Genomic DNA, 16234 nt, shown 5'->3' with positions numbered 1-16234 from the left:
TGTGTTATTCGCCCGCTTTCGACTGCCACTCGTAGTCACGCCGCTTGGCCGACTTGCCGAAACCGCACGACGAGCAGACCTTCTTTTTCGTGTGATACGACTTTTCACCACACCGTCGGCACTTCGTGTGTGTCGTGGTGTTTTTCTTGCCCTGACTCGGAGTTCCTGCGCCAGTCATGGAGTAATTGAGACGACGTTATCGCCGCGTATAATCGTTGTGTCTTCATCCTCAACGACGAGGTTCATGTGTTGGTCGTAGCCGGTGAGTTCCCCCTCGAACAGCTCGCCACCCTTCAGCTGTACGGTGACTGTCTCACCGAGGGACGCTTCGAGTACATCCAGCGGTCGTCCACTCATGTACGGTTTGGATAGTGATGGCCGCTTAAACGTACCGTTTGCGCGATGGCACTCCCACCACGGTTCCGATATCCTAGACCTCGACGCTAAACGGCGCTCGGTCGGCCGCTCGGACGGCGAAACCAGCCAGCAGGTCCGCGAGCGCGTCGAGGTCGTCGGGGTCGATAACCTCGACCGGCGTGTGCATATAGCGGTTCGGCAGGCCGACGTTGACCGACGGAATTCCACCCCGCGAGGTGTAGAAGGCGTCCGCGTCGGTCCCGGTCCGGATGCCCGTCGCCTGCAACTGAATGTCGATGTCCTCCTCTTTGCCGGTCTCCCGGAGTGCGTCGACCGCGACCGGATGGTTCGCGCTCCCGCGAGCGACGACCGGTCCTTCGCCGAGTTCCACACCCGTCGCGGCCTTGCCGGGCGAGCCCGGTGCGTCCGTCGCGTGAGTCACGTCAGCGGCGATGGCAACGTCAGGCGCGAGGTCGAACCCGACCATCTTTGCACCCTGCACGCCGACCTCCTCTTGTACTGTCGAGACCGCGTAAACCGTCGCGTCCACATCCGACTCTGCCGCACGGCGAAGGCCCTCAGCGGCCGCCCAGATACCGATGCGGTTGTCCATCCCCCGGGCCGCCAGCCGGCCGTTCTCCAGTTCGCTCAGCGTCTGGACGAACGTCACCGGGTCGCCACGGTCGACGAGCGATTCCACTTCGTCGCCGTCCGCTGCACCTACGTCCACGTGCTGTTCGGCGATCTCCGGCACGGAGTCGTCATCCGAGTCCCGGAGGTGAATCGCGGTCTGTCCGACGACGCCCGAGACGGGACCGTCGGCCGTGTGAATGGTGACGTGTTGCCCGCGCGAGACAGTCTTGTCTGAGCCGCCAATGCGGCCCAGTTTGACGAAGCCGTCGTCGGTGAAGTCCCGAACAATGAAGCCGATCTCGTCCCCGTGGCCCGCGAGGGCGACGGTCGTGTCGCCGCCCTCGACTTTCGCGACGGCGTTCCCGTAGTCGTCCGTTCGAACCTCGTCGGCGAACTCGCTGACGTAGTCGAGCCACACCCGCTGGCTGTCGGCCTCGTATCCAGACGGACCGGGCGTTGTCAGAAGGGATTCGAGAAACTCTCGTCGTCGTGTGTCCATAGGCGACATAGATCCCCCGTGGTCATGAAAACAGCGGACTGCACACGGATGGGACCGGCCGTCGTAGCCCGGTACCGCCACGGCTAAGAGCCGCGGCGTCGAACTGTCACTATGGCAGAATTCACCTTCCTGGAAGTACATCTCGACGGTGCGGAGTTCACTGCGAACGCTCCGTTCAGCGCTGGTGACGATGACGACGGCTCAGACAGCACGTCGTCGTGGTCGCGGACGGACAGATCACGCGACGAAACGGACGCAGAAGGCGGCAGTGGCCCCAGTGTCGCTCGCCTCGCACTCGCGGTACTCGGTGTCGTCGCAGTTGTCGCGCTCGTGCTGCGCCTGTACCTCGGCGGGTCCGATGACGGTGCTGCTAGCGATGGCGACCTGTAGCGGATAGGCCCCGCTCCCGAACCGGACGCGGGGAGTCGTTTTTACAGGGAGAAGGCCTATTTCCTCCCGCCACATTTCAGACGTATGGGATTATACCACAGTGTACAGGCTGTCGCCGGCGCGACCGGCGACGGCCCCATCGACTGGAGTGCTGTCGCCGACGCCGCAAAGGGGGCCACTGACACAGGCGACCTCACCGTCGAGAAGCCTGAACGCGACGGCTACGCCACCGACGTTCGGGACGCCAGAGACCGCGTTCGTGAGGTCGGTGAACTCGCCTTTGATCTGCCCGAGACTGTCGAAATCCAGAACCGCCACCACTGGATCGACGCCAATGTCGCGACGTTCAGTCGCGTGATGGAGCCGATCGAACAGCAGGCCGAGTACATGCCCGGCATCGCCCGCGTCGTCAACACCGGGTCGATGGCCGTTGCATTGTCGTTCCTGGGAAACAACGTTCTTGGCCAGTACGACCCCGTCCTGCTCGCGGACAACGACGCCCACGCGCTGTACTTCGTGCGCCCCAACATCAACCGGGTCGCCGATCAGTTGAACGTCGAGCGGGACCGCTTTCGCCGCTGGATTGCCTTCCACGAGGTCACGCACGCGGCGGAGTTCGGCGCGGCCCCGTGGCTCTCGGACCATCTCGAAACGGCGATGGAGGACGCCATCGACAACCTCACCGACGGCAACATCGACCGGACGACGCTTGGTGAACTCGATACGACGATGACCGCCGTCGAGGGGTACGCGGAACTGCTGATGGACCGTGCCTTCGACGACGCGTACGACGACCTGCGGCGGAAAGTCGATCAGCGCCGACAGGGACGTGGTCCCATCGCGTCGCTTATGCGACGACTGCTCGGTCTCGGGATGAAACGGCAGCAGTACGAACGCGGAAAGGCGTTTTTTGACACAGTCGCAGACGCCCGCGGCGTCGCTGCGGCCGGGCGCGTCTGGGACTCGCCGGACACCCTTCCCACTGAAGACGAAATAGAGACGCCGACGCTGTGGATCGACCGCGTCGACCCCTGAAGTAGGCTACAGCACGCTACGTGGCCGTACAGACCGCTTATTTCTCCGGCTCTTCGACAGGCGCTTCGATTTTCGCGACGTCGAGGAGGATTTCGCTGTTCGATTCGTCGACAGCGACAACCGTCCCGGCGACGACGAGCTTTGAGATCGGCGTCGGGCCGAGAATGACTGCCTGGCCTTCGCTGAAGTCCTGTACCGAACTCTGGAGGTGGAACCGGGCGCGGCACTTCTCCGGGTCGTGGACGTTCGTAAAGTTGATTTCCTCGACAGTGACGTCGACCCGTTCGTAGTCGTGAGCGACGACGACGCTCTCGGCCTCGTCGATCTGCTGGCGGTCGATTGCGTCGAAGGCCTCGGAGGTCGGCTTGTATCCGCCTGTCGGGCCGGGAATACCTTCGACAAGCCCCAGCGAGGTCAGGCTCTGCATCTGGTTTCGTACTGTTCCGGGGTTCCGGTCGATCTCCTCGGCGATTGTCTCACCGGTGACCGCCTCACCGGTCTGTTGATACCTGTTTACCAGCGTCGTAAGCATCGTTCGCTGGCTGTTGTTCAGATCGATGCTAACCATACCGGTGTGTATCGGGAGCGGCTACTTATCCCATTGGGTTCACTCATTCGACGCCAGTCGCTGGCACGGCCGCAGCTACTCCATGTATCCCAGTTGTTTCAGGCGGTCTTCGACGGCGTCGCCGTCGTCGCTCCCGAGCGCGTCCGCGATGCTGAGCGGGTCGCGCTCGCCGACGGCGGGGTCCTCGGCAAACACCGGGAGCACCTCGCCGCGCATGTCCGTCGGCACCGCACAGCCGTGGGCAGCTAGCAGCGTCGGGGCGATGTCGAGGATGCTGATACGGTCGAGTTCGCCCTGTGGCTCGAAATCCGGCCCACTGGCGGCGAAGATGCCGTAGGGCGTGTTCTCGGCCGCCCAGCGGTCAGGGCCGCTCTGGACAGTCCCGCCGCCGATGCCGTCGTTGACGTGGACGCCCGGACGCTGGTCGACGACGACCTCCGGCCCGGCGTCGACATAGGGGCCGCTGTACACGTCCTCGCCCCGGTACACGTCGGTAAACAGCGGGCCGTGTTCGTCCTCGACCTCGCGCAGGTCGGCCATCAGCGACTCGCGGACCGATTCCACGTCGAACCGGGGGTTGATGTACACAGGCCCCTGCCCACTGGCGACAACTTTCGTCTGTTCTAGGTCGATAGCTTCGAGCTTCCGGTCCCGCTTGACGCCGTCGCGCTGTGGAACAAGCTGCTGGATGGACTCGGGGACGACGCGAGCGAGCGTGTCGACCAGTCCAGCACGCTTTGCGACCGCAAGCAGGTTCTCCCGGTCGAGTCCGATCCGGGTGAGGACGGCGTCGACGCTGGTGTCCCGGACCTGATAGCCGTTTTCGGCCAGCCACTCGTTGATGTAGAACTCCGTCTGGGTCGCGTCGCAGCCGTGATCGGACATCAGGACGAGGTTCAGCTCCTCCCGGTCGTCGAGTCGGCCGACCCACTTGTCGACCAGCTCCCACGCGCGCAGGCTCGGTTCGTCGTCCCAGAAGAAGTGATGCAGGACATTGAGGTAAAACAGCGTCACGTGGACGAAATCGAGGTCTCGCTCGTCCAAGAGCGTCGTCGCTACCTCGAATCGCTTCTCCAGCAGGTCGAGAATGGCGTCGACCTCCGCGCCGCGCTCGTCGTTCGAGGACAGCAGCGGGTCCGGGTGGACGCTGTAGTCGAACCGGGATTCAAGTTCATCGGCCAGTTCCGGCGGCGAGGTGTAGCCGGAGCTGATTGACCGGTATTCGCCCTCGACGGCGTCAGGGCCGCCGGCGACGACGAGGTCGTCGATGTCCCGCGGCGGGTACATCGTCGGCATGTTGACGACGCCGGCCGACTGCCCCTCGTCGTTGAGGTAGTCCCACAGCTCGGCGGTATCGTAGTCGCCGCCGTTCATTACGGTGATCTCGCCTGCGGCGAGGTCGACGTTCTCGAACCAGAACACGCCAAAGCCACCGGGGTCTTTCCCCGAGGAGTAGCACTTCCAGTTCGGGAACGTCACTGGCGGCAGACAGCTCCGTGTCCCCGCCCAGGTACCGGTGTCCCGTAACGCGGCCAGATTCGGGAGCTCGCCGGCCTCAATCCACGGGTCGAGCAGTTCCCAGCTCGCGCCGTCGAGGCCGACGACGAGGGTCTTCGTCATGCTGAGACGGAGACAGGCGAGTCACTAGTCCCTTTCGCACCCGTCGCCAACGCGGGCCGACGGGCGACCGCGGGTCGAAACTAACAACGCGTCACTTTTGAGCGCGCCGCCGGAACTGGCAGTATGAGCAACCGGTCGGACATCGCACCGGACACCGTCTCGGTCGAGTTAACCGAGGACGGCGTCGTCGTGGAGTACCTCGACGGCCGCCAGGCGTTCTATCACGGCGTCCCAACGGCGGTCGAAGGGAGCATCCAGACTGCCCCGGGAAAAGACACACACGTCCTGATTACCGACGAGACGGAGACGTCGGGTATCCTCGTGTACGTCAACGACCTCCGGACGCATGACGACATTCTCGAAGAGACGGGCGTCGGACGGGTCATCCTTGACGACGGCGAGGAAGACGAACTGTTTCCGGGGGTCACGGTCCGGGACAATCAGATGCGGACAGAAGTGGAAGTGGACTACGACGTGACGAACGGCCGGGTATTCGTCTTCGAGGAGGACGAACTCGGCGAGCGGAGCTTCGAAATCGTCGAAGCGTAATGCCTGTGGTGCGGGTGCGTGACTGCGAGGGCGAGGACCGTTACTGGATGTAGGACGGGTCTTCGTCGTCACAGTTCTCCTCGTGTTGACGCGCGTCGCTCTGGTCGTCGAACATCAGGCCACAGGTCTCGCACTTGTACCACGTGACCTCGTCTCGCTCGGTTTGGACAACCATACCAGAGATTCCGACGGCCGCCCGTATATTATTTTCCCGCAACACAACGGGAACCCTCAAGGGAGTCGGATTGCAAGAAGGCGGCATGAGCGGGGCCACTGACGCCGGTGTCGAACTCACAGTCGAGGGTGCGAACAAGCGCGACGCCGGGCGCGGTATCGCACGACTGCCGGAGTCCGCACGGACTGAGCTGGGCGTGCTGAGCGGGTCGCCCGTCATCGTTGAAGGCGACGATAGGACTGTCGTGAAGGTCTGGCCGGCGGATGACGACGGGTCCTTCGTCCGCATTGACTCAGATACCAGAGCGAACGCCGGCGTCAACATCGGTGACACGGTCACCGTGACCAGCGGGTCAGTCTCCGAGGCCACTGAGATCGCCGTCCAGCCGGTCGAACCGATGCCGGGCAGCGAGGACTACGAGAGTCTGGTCAGGAAGCGCCTCGTCGATCAGATAATCCAGGCCGACGAGCGGACCCACATCGAGGGGCTGGGGACCTTTCTCGTCCGCAAAACGTCGCCGTCGGGGCCGGTTCGGGTCACCGGCACGACGGCAGTGACTGTGCTGCCCGGCCTCGACGGCGGCAGCGATACCGATCAGTCGTCATCCGACGAGGCAGCCACGGCGAACACACCGACCGCCGAGACGGAGTCCGGGGTGAGCTACGAGGACATCGGCGGCCTCGACGAGGAACTGGACCGCATCCGGGAGATGATCGAGATGCCCCTCTCCGAGCCCGAGGAGTTCCGCCGCCTAGGCATCGACCCCCCGAGCGGCGTCCTCCTGCACGGCCCGCCCGGGACGGGGAAAACCCTCATCGCCCGTGCCGTCGCCAACGAAGTCGACGCCTACTTCGACACCATCTCCGGCCCCGAAATCGTCTCCAAGTACAAGGGCGAAAGCGAGGAGCGACTCCGGGAGGCCTTCGAGAAGGCCGAGGCGAACGCGCCGGCTATCCTCTTTGTCGACGAAATCGATTCCATCGCGGGCTCCCGCGACGAGGACGCCGACATGGAGAACCGCGTCGTCGCCCAGCTGCTCACACTGATGGACGGCCTCGAAGACCGCGGCCGGGTCGTCGTCATCGGGGCGACGAACCGCGTCGACGCCATCGACCCGGCGCTGCGCCGCGGCGGCCGCTTCGACCGCGAAATCGAGATCGGCGTCCCCGGTGAGAGCGGCCGTCGCGAGATTATGGATGTTCACACGCGGGACATGCCGCTCCACGAGGACGCAGATCTGGACCGCATCGCCGCACAGACCCACGGCTTTGTCGGGGCGGACCTCGCATCGCTGACCACTGAAGCCGCGATGGCCGCACTCCGGGCGGACCGCGATGACGGTGACGTCCACCAAGACGACTTCGAAAGTGCACTCGCCACAGTCGACCCCAGCGCGATGCGGGAGTACGTCGCCGAGTCGCCGACGGCGACGTTCGACGACGTGGGCGGGCTGTCCGAGGTCAAACAGACGCTGACGGAGGCTATCGAGTGGCCGCTGTCGTACGGAGAACTGTTCACCGCGACGAACACGGACCCACCGAGCGGTATCCTGCTGTACGGCCCGCCCGGGACGGGGAAGACCCTGCTGGCGCGGGCCGTCGCCGGCGAGAGCGACGTGAACTTCATCCACGTCGCCGGGCCGGAAATCATGGACCGGTACGTCGGTGAGAGCGAGGAAGCCGTCCGAGAACTGTTCGAGCGCGCCCGCCAGACCGCGCCGAGCATCATCTTCCTCGATGAAATCGACGCCATCGCCAGCCACCGCGGCCAGGGCAACGAAGTCACCGAGCGCGTCGTCTCGCAACTGCTTGCCGAACTGGACGGCATCACCGAAAACCCCAATCTGGTCGTGTTGGCCGCGACCAACCGCCGGGACATGATCGACGACGCGCTGCTGCGGCCGGGTCGCCTCGAACAGCACGTCGAGGTCCCCAACCCCGACCGTGACGCTCGTGAGGAGATTCTCGCTGTCCACACCGCCGGGAAACCGCTCGCTTCTGACATCGATATCGGGGACCTCGCCGAGGAGACTGATGGTTTCTCTGGCGCAGAACTGGAGGCCGTCGTCCGTGAAGCGTCGATGTTGGCCATCCGGGAGGTGGCGTCCGCCTACGGGCCCGAGGAAGCCACCGAGAACGCCGACGAAGTGACGATTACGCGTGCACACTTCAGCGAAGCGCTGGAACGGGAACGCGCGCGGTAGCCACGAGCGACGCGGTCGGGTCAAGCCGTTTTGCAGCAACTGCTGGTCAGTGGTTTCTCTTGACGCGTTCGGCCGAAAGGCGAGGAGAGGCGAAAGGGTCGACTCCGGGAGAGGAGTAAAAAGGCTGTCCGGACAGCCTTGGCGGACGAGCGACGCCGAGTGGCCGAGCAGCGAGACGGGCGTTAGCGCCGGCATCGACGTGAAAAGCGCCTTGCCGGCAGCTACTCGTAGCGAGTGGACATGCAAAAAAGGCCCGGTTGTCGGGTTCCGGCTACGCCTTATCGTCAGGCGACTCCGAATCCGGTTGGTCAGTGGGCTCCTGCTGTGGGGCGTTGCCTCCGCCTCCACCGTCGCCGTCCTCTGTAGCTGATTCCGACGCGCCACGTCGGCCCAGTAGCGGGAGCGACCGACCGCGAAGGAGCCGCCGGCCGCCGACGACTGGAACGGCGAGGGCGACGAGCCAGGGCGCGAGACTCGCAGCAGTCACCAGCAGGCCTCGGGTGAACACGTATACGTCGGTCACCGACGAGAGGAACGCAGTGACCAGCGACCGCTCGTGGTACGGCACCTGCTGGGCCGACGGTTCCGGCGCTGGCTCGTGGATTTCGACACGCAGCGTCGAATAGGCGACCCGCTGTTCGAGTGAGCGTTTCTGTGCTTCGAGACGTTCGATGTCACTCTGCACTGACGACAGTTCGTCCTCGATGCGGAGCAGTTCTTCCGTGCTATTTGCCCGGTCGTAGAAGGCCCGCAGTCTGTCGCGGCGCTCCCGGAGATTGGTCAGCCGCGCTTCGAGGTCGACCAGTTTGTCGGTCACGTCTTTCGTCGTCGTCTCTTCGGAGCGGACCGTCCCCTGCTCGGCCACCATCGACTGGGTCGACTCGTACTCCTCGCTTGGCACTCTGACGACGATGTATCCGGTGTACCACGTTTCGCCGTCATCGCGGTGGAGTTCACGGTTGGAGTCGCTCACGTACCCGCCGGACGCGCGAGCGCGGGCGGCGATTGCGTCGGCCGTCGTCGAGTAGTTCTCCACTTCGACCACCATCCGGCCGTTGCGGATGATGGCCCGGTCGGCCGCCGCGTCGCCGGCCTGAATATTCCCGCTATCCGCGGCGTTCGCCCCGGAGTCCGCTTCGACGGGCTGACTTGAGCTGCTGTCACCGCCGGACATCTGTGCGCCGTCACCGCCGCCCTGTGGCCCGCCCGCGTCGCTGCTCCCACCCAGACCGGCACAGCCGGCAAGGAGGAGGAGGGCGACGACAGCGAGGACCCTAACTCGCGAAGCCATACGGGATGGAATCGTCCTGACGACGGTATAATGACAGCGAACGCTCAAAAACCGCTTTTTGTCAAACAGCGACTGCGGTTATGGCCAGTCCGTCCGGCGGTCTGCAAGCGCCGGAAACTCCTCGCGGACCTGTTCGACACGGGTCGGGTCGAGAGTGGCAGTCACCAGCGCGGGGTGGTCGTCGGCGCTGGCGAGCGTCGTTCCCCACGGGTCGTACACCGTCGACCGACCCAGCAGTTCCGCGTCCTCGAATTTCCCGACGCCGTTCGCTGCGGCGACGTACAGCTGATTCTCGACTGCGCGGGCGCGACCGAACAGTTTCCAGTGCTCGACGCGCGGATACGGCCACGCACTGGGCACGAGCGTCAGCGTCACGCCCTCGTCGACGAGGTGGCGGTACAGCGCTGGGAACCGGAGGTCGTAGCAGGTGGTGACTCCGACAGTGAACCCCTCGAAGTCGACAGTCGGAACCGTCTCACCCGGCTCCAGTAGCTGGGATTCCGCGGAGTCGTAGCCAAACAGATGCTGTTTGCGATACACTGCCCGTCGCTCCCCGTCGCGGTCGAAGAATACGGCGGTGTTCGCCAGTCCGGCATCGGCGGGCACGTCGAACCCGGCCTCAGCGCTCGTCGCCAGGTCCTCGACGACGCTCCCGGCCAACACAGCCACGTCGTGGTCCGCGCCGGTGCTGCGGATTCGACTGAGCGTCTCGCCGTCCAGCCCCTCTGCTTCGCGTGCGTATCGGTCGAACGCGAAGTAGCCGACGTTGAACAGTTCCGGAAGCACGACGAGGTCCGCGCCGTCCGCGGCCGCGTCCTTGATGGCGGTCGTCGCGCGGCTGACGTTCTCGGCGACCGAGTCCGACGAGACGTCTATCTGGGCAAGTGTGAGCCTCATGCTTCGACTTCGAGGTCGTCCCGCAGCGCCTGTTCGAGGTTCTGCATCTCGCCGTCGAGGTTCCGCTTGAAGAAGCGCTCGACGCCCGGGAGCTTGCCGTCGACGATGAACCGGTTCGTCAGCTTCGTGCCGCCGTCGGCTGTCTCTTCGAGTTCGTGTTCGCCCTGAACGGTCATCACCTTCGAGCGACCGATAAAGCGAGCGTACTCCGGGCGACGCTGTTCGACGTCCTCGGTTTTCACCGTCATCGTCTGGTTGACCACCGGAATCGGGAGTTCGATCGACCAGTTCGCGTGTGTGTCGTCGATGATTTCCCAGTCAGTGACCACACTAATCGGCCGGGCCCGTTTATCCGGGTCAGTGATGAATTCCCAGACACGTTCCGGTGTGGCCGGCACAGTCATCGTTCGTTCGACCCGGACAGTCATGGAAGATACTGAGGACTACTGGCCGATGAATCCACCGATTGTAACAGTGCGGAAAACCCGGCAGCGGCTATCCAGTCGGCGTGACGCGCCACGTCGTCGACCGTGCGCGCCCCCATTTCTCGATCTCGACCTCGTCGGCCTCCTCAGCTAAGCGTGGGAGTCGCGCACCCACTTGCTTCGACGAGAGGCCGAGCTGCTCAGCGATGTTCTTCGCGCGGAAGTAGCTCTCCCCACGCGAGACGCTGTCCCGGAGATATTCGAGAATGCGTCGGTCTTCCTCGCTGTAATCGGCCATATAGGAGATACGGTCTCGGCGTTTTTAACGGTTCCCTTCACAGTCTCGCAGCTGATACCGGTATCAGGCGTCGTAGGCGTGGATCGCCACGATAGCCACGGCCGCGGCGAGCATCGCGAGCCCGAACGCGCCGCCGGACGTCACGAGCAGGTTCCCCGTCTCAAGCTCCTGTGCGTGCAACACTGCGTAGTTGTAGCTGTTAGTTGCTGTGAACAGGGCCGCACCGACCGAGACGAGCCCGAACACCAGGGCCAGGCCCATCCCCATGTCGCTTTTGGACGCCTTGGAACTCATGTACGACGCTTTCGGTGTTGCCCACTTAGTTCATTCGGGCTGGGGCCACAGGACATATACCAACCCGTCGAAGCGAACCAGCCGCTCGTCTCGGACCCGGTGCTCTACGTCAACGAGACCCGCGGCGCGTGGGACCGGGCGAACCTCACACAGTCCGAGACGCCGCTGCACCTCGCGTTCGACACCTACAACCCCAAGCCGTACCCCTACACGATTACGAAGGTCGGCTACACCATCCGGATGAACGACGTGACCGTCGGAGAGGGCGCTCCGTCGTCGAGACAGACACGGCACGGCCAGCGGAAGGAAAAAAACCGGACCGATTCGGCGTCGCTTACTCGATGGTCGTGTGCTCGGACTCCTCGTTGAGCGCGAGGTTCGTCGCGATTTCGGCGCTCCGGACCGCGAACTCGGCGGTCTGCTGGAGGCTGACGAGCACTTCACGCACTTCCAGCAGCGCCTCGTTGTCCATCTCCGGCAGGTCGTCCAGAATCTCGTGTTCCTTGTCGCCGATGTCCTTGTACAGCTCCCGGACCTGAATCGCGGTGTCGTAGTTGCGGTCGACGGCTGCCTGCACCGCCAGCTCGGTGATGTCGTTGACCTGGTCGGTGAACTCGCGGATGCGCCGCATCGTCGAACTGTCGACGTTGAGCGAGTGGTCCTCGGTCTCGAGGGCGATTTCGGCGATGTCCTCGGCGTTGTCGGCGGTCAGTTCGAGGTTCTTCGCAATCGAGCGGTAGCCGATGAGCGGGAAGCCGTCGTTGAGGCCGATGGCCCGCGCGAGATTCGGGTTCTGGTAGGCCGTGAAGATGAGGCGAAGCAGGAGGACGAATATCTTGTTGGCCTGTCGCTCGCGGTTGAGCGCTCGCTGCGCGAGATCGGGGTTGCCGTGTGCGAGAGATTTTACTGCCTCGTTTCGCATCGTCGAGCCGGTGGACTCCAGCCGTTCGAGGAGGTTGTTGAGCGTGAAGTCCTCCGGGTCGACGGAACAGCGGATGGCGATTCGGTCGGGCGTCTCCTCGATGACACCAAGCCCCATCAGCTGGGTTTCGGCGTTGTAAACGGCGTTGATGTGAGAGGATTCCAGCGTCTCGCCCTCTGGGGCTTCGACGTGGATGACGCGCCGGCCGAGCACGTACTGGGCGACGATAGCCCGCTCGACAGACGCTGCATCGAGATTCTCCGCGTGGATGATAGCCTCCGACTCCTCGGTCTGGACGGACTCGGGCATGACTGTCAGCGTGCCTTTGCCGCCCATCCGTAGCGACACCTCGTCACCTTTTTCGACGTCGTGCGCACTGGCCCACTCCGCAGGCAGCGTCATCGCGAGCGTCGACGGCCCCAGTCGCTGGACTTTCCGTGTTTCCATATGTCCTTTGTGGGGCGTGAGATACCTTAATCTTGACTATACATGATAAAATACCGCGGGCGATATATCATGGCCTGCCGCCCTCGACTGTGGAAGCGTCAGACGACTTCGACAAGTCTCCGCTCGTGACGCCCGACGCGGACCCGCAGCCAGCCGCGCAGTTCCTCGTCTAATTCCGAGTCGCCAGTGTCGACACGGAGCGTGCCGATGCCGTCCAGCTTCCGCCGCGAAGCGACCACTTCGAGGTCACACTGCCTGATGACCGCCGGCGACAACTGTTGGTTCCCCCGGCCGAACACGAACCCCTGCCCGCCGATGGGCGAGACAACGATGATATTCCGGTCGCCGAGAGCATCGAGAATGTCCGATTCGGCAGCGTCGCGGACGAGTACCTCTCCGTCGCGCCACACATCGACACCAAGGGTCGTCCCGTCGAATCCGATTTCACCTTTGATAGCGCCGACAGTGCTCCCCGGACCAAGAATGTACGTGACGCCTGGTTCGACGGCGTCGGCGACGCTCTCTGCGAGGGACCCGACGCTCCCGCCGCCCAGCTGCTTGGCCGACTGGCGCTGGTCGGCGACGGGGACCGTGGCGACCGCCCGCAGTTCCGTGACGACCTCCCCGCCCCTGAAGGCGTCCTCGTCGATGTCGTTGACCTCCGCACGCTCCGTCTCAGAGAAGCGGGCGACGATGCGGCCGGCCGCCCGCGGCGACACGCCGAACACGGAGGAGTACACCTTGACGCCCGCCGGCACCCCGAGAATCGGGATCGTCGCGCCCAGTTCGTCGAGGGTCATCGCCACGTCCACGGCCGTGCCATCGCCGCCGACGAACAGAATCACGTCCGCGTCAGCCTCGACGAAGGCCCGGACCGCCGCCCGCGTGTCCTCGCTCGTCGTCTCGTCGGCGGTTGCCGGAGCGCCGACAACAGTCGGGTCGAATCCTACCTCGCGAGCGATATCCGCACCCATCGGGTCACCGTACGTGAGCAGTTCCACATCCGCCCCAACCTGGGCGAGCGATTCCAGCGCGATCCGTGCCCGGTCCGGTGCGCGTTGCTCCGCACCACGGCGGCGCGCCTCGTCGACTTTCCCGTCAGTGCCCTTGAGGCCGACGCGGCCGCCCATGCCAGCGATGGGGTTGACCACGACACCGATTCGTCGCATTCGCCGTCACTACGCGACCCTGCGGCAAAAGCGGCCCGGGAGCGTGCCTTTCAAGCCACCCCACGCAGAACGCACAGCTATGTCAGTCGTACTCCAGAGTGGCGTCCAGACAGGAATCATCAACGCGTCCGGCGCAGTCATCACGCTCGGTGGCCTGCTGCTTACGTTTCTCTGGCTGAACCATCTCTACCGGTAGTCACTCCGCCGTTGGTGAGTCGACGCGCTCGCTGAACCACGCCGCTGCCTCCTCGACTAGCTTCTCCTCTGTCCCCTCGAACCGGACGGTCACGTGGTCGCCCGGATAGCTACCGACCTTGACCGGGAACTGCTCCTGTACCTCCGCGAGTCGGTCGAGCAGCGCGCTCTCGGGCTCATCGGCGTCGACGGTGCGCACGTACCGCTGCTCGCCGGTGAACTCGTCGGCGACCTCCTCGAACATCCGCTTCATCTCGGCCGGCACGCCCGGCAAGACGTAACAGCTCTCGACGACACAGCCGGGTGCGACGCCCTCGTGATTGGACAAGACACGGGACCCCTCCGGCACCTCGCCGGTCCCATCGGTCAGGTCGTCGCGCGTATACCCGCCGTGTTCCTCCAGCCACGCGATGGCGTCCTCGCTCTCGACGACGTCCCGGCCGAACGCCGCGGCGACGGCCTCGATGGTTTTGTCGTCGTGCGTCGGTCCGAGGCCGCCGGTGACGATGACGGCATCGAACTCCGCGTGGTACTCGTTGACCACGCGGGCGATGTCCGCGATCTCGTCGGGGACGACCGTCGTCCGTCCGACAGTGACGCCCCGCTCCGCGAGCTGTTGTCCCAGCCACGCGGCGTTCGTGTTGACCGTCTCGCCACTGAGCAGTTCGTCTCCGACCGTGACTACCGCGACGCGCATACCGCCTGCTTGGACTGGGGGACACAAATACTGTCGGTCACAGCACTTAGCGGTTTCAGTGAATCGGAGAGAAATGCTCCGTCAGGGATTTGAACCCTAGTCATCACCGTGAGAGGGTGATATGATTGGCCGGACTACACCAACGGAGCGTACACAACTTCGTAGCGAGGAGATACGTATAATCATTGCGTTTCAGCCCCGCCCTGTGCTGGTTTATCATACTGGTCGCTGTAACTATTACCAGCTCTCTGCGGTAGCGAAATGTCACACGGACGCACAGCCGGACGTATCACTCATCGTCAAACGGTGATCCAGCGGCGTCGGGTTCCTGACCGGCGAGGCTGATTATGTTCTCGCGGCCGACCCTGAGCTTCGAGATATCGCCGTCGTCTTCCATGTCAGAGAGGAGCATGCTCACTTTCGACTTCGACCAGTCGGTGCTGTCGACGATATCCACCTGCTTCATTCGGCCGCCGTTCTCCTCCAGCAGCTTGCGGACGCGGTCGCTGTCGGTGAGTAACTCCTCGTCAGGGACCGCCGGTTCGTCGGGCGTATCGGTGTCCGCTGTTGCATCGCCCGGCGGAGCCGACGACGGCTGCTCCGTGGCCGCAGCGGCTGACGGTGTCGAAGCGGGCGGTTCGTCGTCGTCGGTTCCCAGCACCTGTCCCAGCGCGCCGGACCGCCACGCGGCCGCACCGCCGGCGACGAGGGCGATAAAGATGACGACAGCCGGGAGCATCCACGATGGCCCGCCACTGGACCCGTCAGGGGCGTCGGCAGCCGCCGTGGTACCGCGCTCCGTCTCGGTATTCTGCCCGGTCTCGCGCGGTTCCAGTTCCACGTAGGGCCGGCGGTCGTTGAACGACTGCTCGCCGTTCCACGTGACACTCGCGCTGTTTTCGAGCGAGTCAGGGGCGCTCTGTGAGTCCGGGTCCGGCTGGACATCGACGAACGTCAGTTCGGGGCCGCGCTCAAAGACGAACGACTGACTCGACCCGATGTAGAACCCGCCGTCGAATACGTCGCTGACAACCACTGCATCGCCCTCGACGACCGCGAAATTATGCCAGCGGAACGACATCTTCACCGTCCCAGTGTTCTGGAGCGGGTCGACCGTTGCCGACCGGTCGTAGTCGGTCGCACTCATGTTCCGGCCGGTCACGTTCGTCCCGTACTGCGTCAGCAGCGTCGACTGCCTGACGAAGTTCTGGTATAATGGCTGCTCTGACTGCTCGAACTCCGCGGCGAACTCCTCGAACTGCTGTTGCTCGGACTCGTTCGTGAGCGGGGTCCGGTGGAGGATAGCCCACTCCGCGGACCCGTTCTGATACAGCGTGACCTGGAACGTCGTCCGGTCGAACCTGTCCGGCGTCTGGACGCCGACGCTCTCGTCGGTCGGCTGTGCCACCGCCAGCGGCGCGGCACCGCTTCCCAGCAAGAGAACCAGCACGAGACTGGCGACGACCAGGCGTACCATCTGTCGTATATCATCGATGGACCGCATAAAAGCGCTGTGAATAGCACTGTTCTCAGTCAGTATCGGGCCGGTGTCCGGTGATTTCTCGATACG

Annotated in this window: 20 protein-coding genes and 1 tRNA gene; 5 read left to right on the top strand and 16 right to left on the bottom strand. The window is 64.3% G+C overall.

Annotated elements, in window-relative coordinates:
• Nucleotides 1-4: 4 nt before the first annotated feature.
• The 3 genes from DVK01_RS16365 to DVK01_RS16355 form a co-directional block, all read right to left on the bottom strand.
• Nucleotides 5-178: a 50S ribosomal protein L37e gene (locus DVK01_RS16365; protein WP_004517916.1), complete on the bottom strand. Its 174-nt coding sequence runs from the start codon at nt 176-178 to the stop codon at nt 5-7.
• Complete coding sequence (locus DVK01_RS16360) at nt 175-357, bottom strand: LSM domain-containing protein (protein WP_004517917.1); 183 nt, start codon at nt 355-357, stop codon at nt 175-177. The genes DVK01_RS16365 and DVK01_RS16360 overlap by 4 nt, the downstream gene beginning before the upstream one ends.
• A gap of 73 nt (nt 358-430) precedes the next feature.
• Nucleotides 431-1489 (bottom strand): M20/M25/M40 family metallo-hydrolase, encoded by a 1059-nt coding sequence (locus DVK01_RS16355; RefSeq protein ID WP_101350004.1) that lies wholly within the window; start codon nt 1487-1489, stop codon nt 431-433.
• 111 nt (nt 1490-1600) lie between these two features.
• Between DVK01_RS16355 and DVK01_RS16350 the strand changes: the two genes are divergently transcribed.
• The gene (locus DVK01_RS16350) at nt 1601-1879 is read left to right on the top strand and encodes a hypothetical protein (RefSeq protein ID WP_101350005.1); all 279 of its coding nucleotides are present in this window, start codon (nt 1601-1603) and stop codon (nt 1877-1879) included.
• A gap of 84 nt (nt 1880-1963) precedes the next feature.
• Nucleotides 1964-2914, top strand: a complete 951-nt coding sequence (locus tag DVK01_RS16345) for a zinc-dependent metalloprotease (protein WP_121537572.1) — start codon at nt 1964-1966, stop codon at nt 2912-2914.
• Nucleotides 2915-2951: 37 nt separating this feature from the next.
• Here the strand turns inward: DVK01_RS16345 and DVK01_RS16340 are convergent, their stop codons facing one another.
• Both DVK01_RS16340 and DVK01_RS16335 read right to left on the bottom strand, forming a co-directional pair.
• Complete coding sequence (locus DVK01_RS16340; RefSeq protein ID WP_023843253.1) at nt 2952-3482, bottom strand: Rrf2 family transcriptional regulator; 531 nt, start codon at nt 3480-3482, stop codon at nt 2952-2954.
• 75 nt (nt 3483-3557) lie between these two features.
• Complete coding sequence (locus DVK01_RS16335) at nt 3558-5102, bottom strand: alkaline phosphatase family protein (protein ID WP_121537570.1); 1545 nt, start codon at nt 5100-5102, stop codon at nt 3558-3560.
• A 123-nt stretch (nt 5103-5225) separates the two neighbouring features.
• On the opposite strand from DVK01_RS16335, the gene DVK01_RS16330 reads away from it, so the two are divergent.
• Complete coding sequence (locus DVK01_RS16330) at nt 5226-5651, top strand: DUF5796 family protein (RefSeq protein ID WP_101350008.1); 426 nt, start codon at nt 5226-5228, stop codon at nt 5649-5651.
• Nucleotides 5652-5691: 40 nt separating this feature from the next.
• Here DVK01_RS16330 and DVK01_RS22865 read toward each other — a convergent pair whose 3' ends face one another.
• Nucleotides 5692-5826 carry a hypothetical protein gene (locus tag DVK01_RS22865; RefSeq protein ID WP_004517924.1) on the bottom strand — a complete coding sequence of 45 codons (135 nt, stop codon included), beginning with the start codon at nt 5824-5826 and terminating at the stop codon, nt 5692-5694.
• An 85-nt stretch (nt 5827-5911) separates the two neighbouring features.
• Between DVK01_RS22865 and DVK01_RS16325 the strand changes: the two genes are divergently transcribed.
• Complete coding sequence (locus DVK01_RS16325; RefSeq protein ID WP_101350009.1) at nt 5912-8029, top strand: CDC48 family AAA ATPase; 2118 nt, start codon at nt 5912-5914, stop codon at nt 8027-8029.
• A gap of 271 nt (nt 8030-8300) precedes the next feature.
• Here DVK01_RS16325 and DVK01_RS16320 read toward each other — a convergent pair whose 3' ends face one another.
• The 5 genes from DVK01_RS16320 to DVK01_RS16300 form a co-directional block, all read right to left on the bottom strand.
• Complete coding sequence (locus tag DVK01_RS16320; protein WP_101350010.1) at nt 8301-9320, bottom strand: DUF4349 domain-containing protein; 1020 nt, start codon at nt 9318-9320, stop codon at nt 8301-8303.
• A gap of 78 nt (nt 9321-9398) precedes the next feature.
• On the bottom strand, nt 9399-10217 hold the full coding sequence (locus DVK01_RS16315; RefSeq protein ID WP_121537568.1) for a carbon-nitrogen family hydrolase: 819 nt from the start codon (nt 10215-10217) through the stop codon (nt 9399-9401).
• On the bottom strand, nt 10214-10645 hold the full coding sequence (locus tag DVK01_RS16310) for an SRPBCC family protein (RefSeq protein WP_101350012.1): 432 nt from the start codon (nt 10643-10645) through the stop codon (nt 10214-10216). Before DVK01_RS16310 ends, DVK01_RS16315 begins: the two co-directional genes overlap by 4 nt.
• A gap of 67 nt (nt 10646-10712) precedes the next feature.
• On the bottom strand, nt 10713-10940 hold the full coding sequence (locus DVK01_RS16305) for a hypothetical protein (protein ID WP_004592831.1): 228 nt from the start codon (nt 10938-10940) through the stop codon (nt 10713-10715).
• Between the two features lie 63 nt (nt 10941-11003).
• Nucleotides 11004-11201, bottom strand: coding sequence for a hypothetical protein (locus DVK01_RS16300; RefSeq protein ID WP_101351434.1), 198 nt, complete (start codon nt 11199-11201; stop codon nt 11004-11006).
• Nucleotides 11202-11333: 132 nt separating this feature from the next.
• Here DVK01_RS16300 and DVK01_RS22595 point away from each other — a divergent pair, with 132 nt between their 5' ends.
• Nucleotides 11334-11603, top strand: a complete 270-nt coding sequence (locus tag DVK01_RS22595) for a hypothetical protein (protein ID WP_233562796.1) — start codon at nt 11334-11336, stop codon at nt 11601-11603.
• Here the strand turns inward: DVK01_RS22595 and DVK01_RS16290 are convergent.
• The 5 genes from DVK01_RS16290 to DVK01_RS16270 form a co-directional block, all read right to left on the bottom strand.
• Nucleotides 11569-12603 (bottom strand): phosphate uptake regulator PhoU, encoded by a 1035-nt coding sequence (locus DVK01_RS16290; protein WP_004961528.1) that lies wholly within the window; start codon nt 12601-12603, stop codon nt 11569-11571. The two genes, DVK01_RS22595 and DVK01_RS16290, sit on opposite strands and share 35 nt — an antisense overlap.
• A 98-nt stretch (nt 12604-12701) precedes the next feature.
• Nucleotides 12702-13772 (bottom strand): ATP-NAD kinase family protein, encoded by a 1071-nt coding sequence (locus DVK01_RS16285; protein WP_121512336.1) that lies wholly within the window; start codon nt 13770-13772, stop codon nt 12702-12704.
• 196 nt (nt 13773-13968) lie between these two features.
• On the bottom strand, nt 13969-14664 hold the full coding sequence (locus tag DVK01_RS16280) for a molybdopterin-binding protein (RefSeq protein ID WP_101350014.1): 696 nt from the start codon (nt 14662-14664) through the stop codon (nt 13969-13971).
• Nucleotides 14665-14738: 74 nt separating this feature from the next.
• Nucleotides 14739-14813, bottom strand: a tRNA-Glu gene (locus DVK01_RS16275).
• A gap of 140 nt (nt 14814-14953) precedes the next feature.
• Nucleotides 14954-16168, bottom strand: a complete 1215-nt coding sequence (locus DVK01_RS16270; RefSeq protein ID WP_101350015.1) for a hypothetical protein — start codon at nt 16166-16168, stop codon at nt 14954-14956.
• Nucleotides 16169-16234: the final 66 nt, after the last annotated feature.

Origin of the sequence: Haloarcula sp. Atlit-120R (genome assembly GCF_003665885.1) — an archaeon.
GTDB classification, from domain to species: domain Archaea; phylum Halobacteriota; class Halobacteria; order Halobacteriales; family Haloarculaceae; genus Haloarcula; species Haloarcula taiwanensis.
This window is presented reverse-complemented; position numbering and strand designations above follow the sequence as displayed.

Excerpts from the sequence above, each read along its gene's own strand:
- DVK01_RS16360 (WP_004517917.1), bottom strand. The coding sequence starts at position 357 with ATGAGTGGACGACCGCTGGATGTACTCGAAGCGTCCCTCGGTGAGACA.
- DVK01_RS16340 (WP_023843253.1), bottom strand. The coding sequence starts at position 3,482 with ATGGTTAGCATCGATCTGAACAACAGCCAGCGAACGATGCTTACGACG.
- DVK01_RS16345 (WP_121537572.1), top strand. The coding sequence starts at position 1,964 with ATGGGATTATACCACAGTGTACAGGCTGTCGCCGGCGCGACCGGCGAC.
- DVK01_RS16335 (WP_121537570.1), bottom strand. The coding sequence starts at position 5,102 with ATGACGAAGACCCTCGTCGTCGGCCTCGACGGCGCGAGCTGGGAACTG.
- DVK01_RS16325 (WP_101350009.1), top strand. The coding sequence starts at position 5,912 with ATGAGCGGGGCCACTGACGCCGGTGTCGAACTCACAGTCGAGGGTGCG.
- DVK01_RS22865 (WP_004517924.1), bottom strand. The coding sequence starts at position 5,826 with ATGGTTGTCCAAACCGAGCGAGACGAGGTCACGTGGTACAAGTGCGAG.
- DVK01_RS16355 (WP_101350004.1), bottom strand. The coding sequence starts at position 1,489 with ATGGACACACGACGACGAGAGTTTCTCGAATCCCTTCTGACAACGCCC.
- DVK01_RS16285 (WP_121512336.1), bottom strand. The coding sequence starts at position 13,772 with ATGCGACGAATCGGTGTCGTGGTCAACCCCATCGCTGGCATGGGCGGC.
- DVK01_RS16365 (WP_004517916.1), bottom strand. The coding sequence starts at position 178 with ATGACTGGCGCAGGAACTCCGAGTCAGGGCAAGAAAAACACCACGACA.
- DVK01_RS16310 (WP_101350012.1), bottom strand. The coding sequence starts at position 10,645 with ATGACTGTCCGGGTCGAACGAACGATGACTGTGCCGGCCACACCGGAA.
- DVK01_RS16270 (WP_101350015.1), bottom strand. The coding sequence starts at position 16,168 with ATGCGGTCCATCGATGATATACGACAGATGGTACGCCTGGTCGTCGCC.
- DVK01_RS16280 (WP_101350014.1), bottom strand. The coding sequence starts at position 14,664 with ATGCGCGTCGCGGTAGTCACGGTCGGAGACGAACTGCTCAGTGGCGAG.
- DVK01_RS16315 (WP_121537568.1), bottom strand. The coding sequence starts at position 10,217 with ATGAGGCTCACACTTGCCCAGATAGACGTCTCGTCGGACTCGGTCGCC.
- DVK01_RS16305 (WP_004592831.1), bottom strand. The coding sequence starts at position 10,940 with ATGGCCGATTACAGCGAGGAAGACCGACGCATTCTCGAATATCTCCGG.
- DVK01_RS16300 (WP_101351434.1), bottom strand. The coding sequence starts at position 11,201 with ATGGGCCTGGCCCTGGTGTTCGGGCTCGTCTCGGTCGGTGCGGCCCTG.
- DVK01_RS16350 (WP_101350005.1), top strand. The coding sequence starts at position 1,601 with ATGGCAGAATTCACCTTCCTGGAAGTACATCTCGACGGTGCGGAGTTC.
- DVK01_RS16290 (WP_004961528.1), bottom strand. The coding sequence starts at position 12,603 with ATGGAAACACGGAAAGTCCAGCGACTGGGGCCGTCGACGCTCGCGATG.
- DVK01_RS16320 (WP_101350010.1), bottom strand. The coding sequence starts at position 9,320 with ATGGCTTCGCGAGTTAGGGTCCTCGCTGTCGTCGCCCTCCTCCTCCTT.
- DVK01_RS16330 (WP_101350008.1), top strand. The coding sequence starts at position 5,226 with ATGAGCAACCGGTCGGACATCGCACCGGACACCGTCTCGGTCGAGTTA.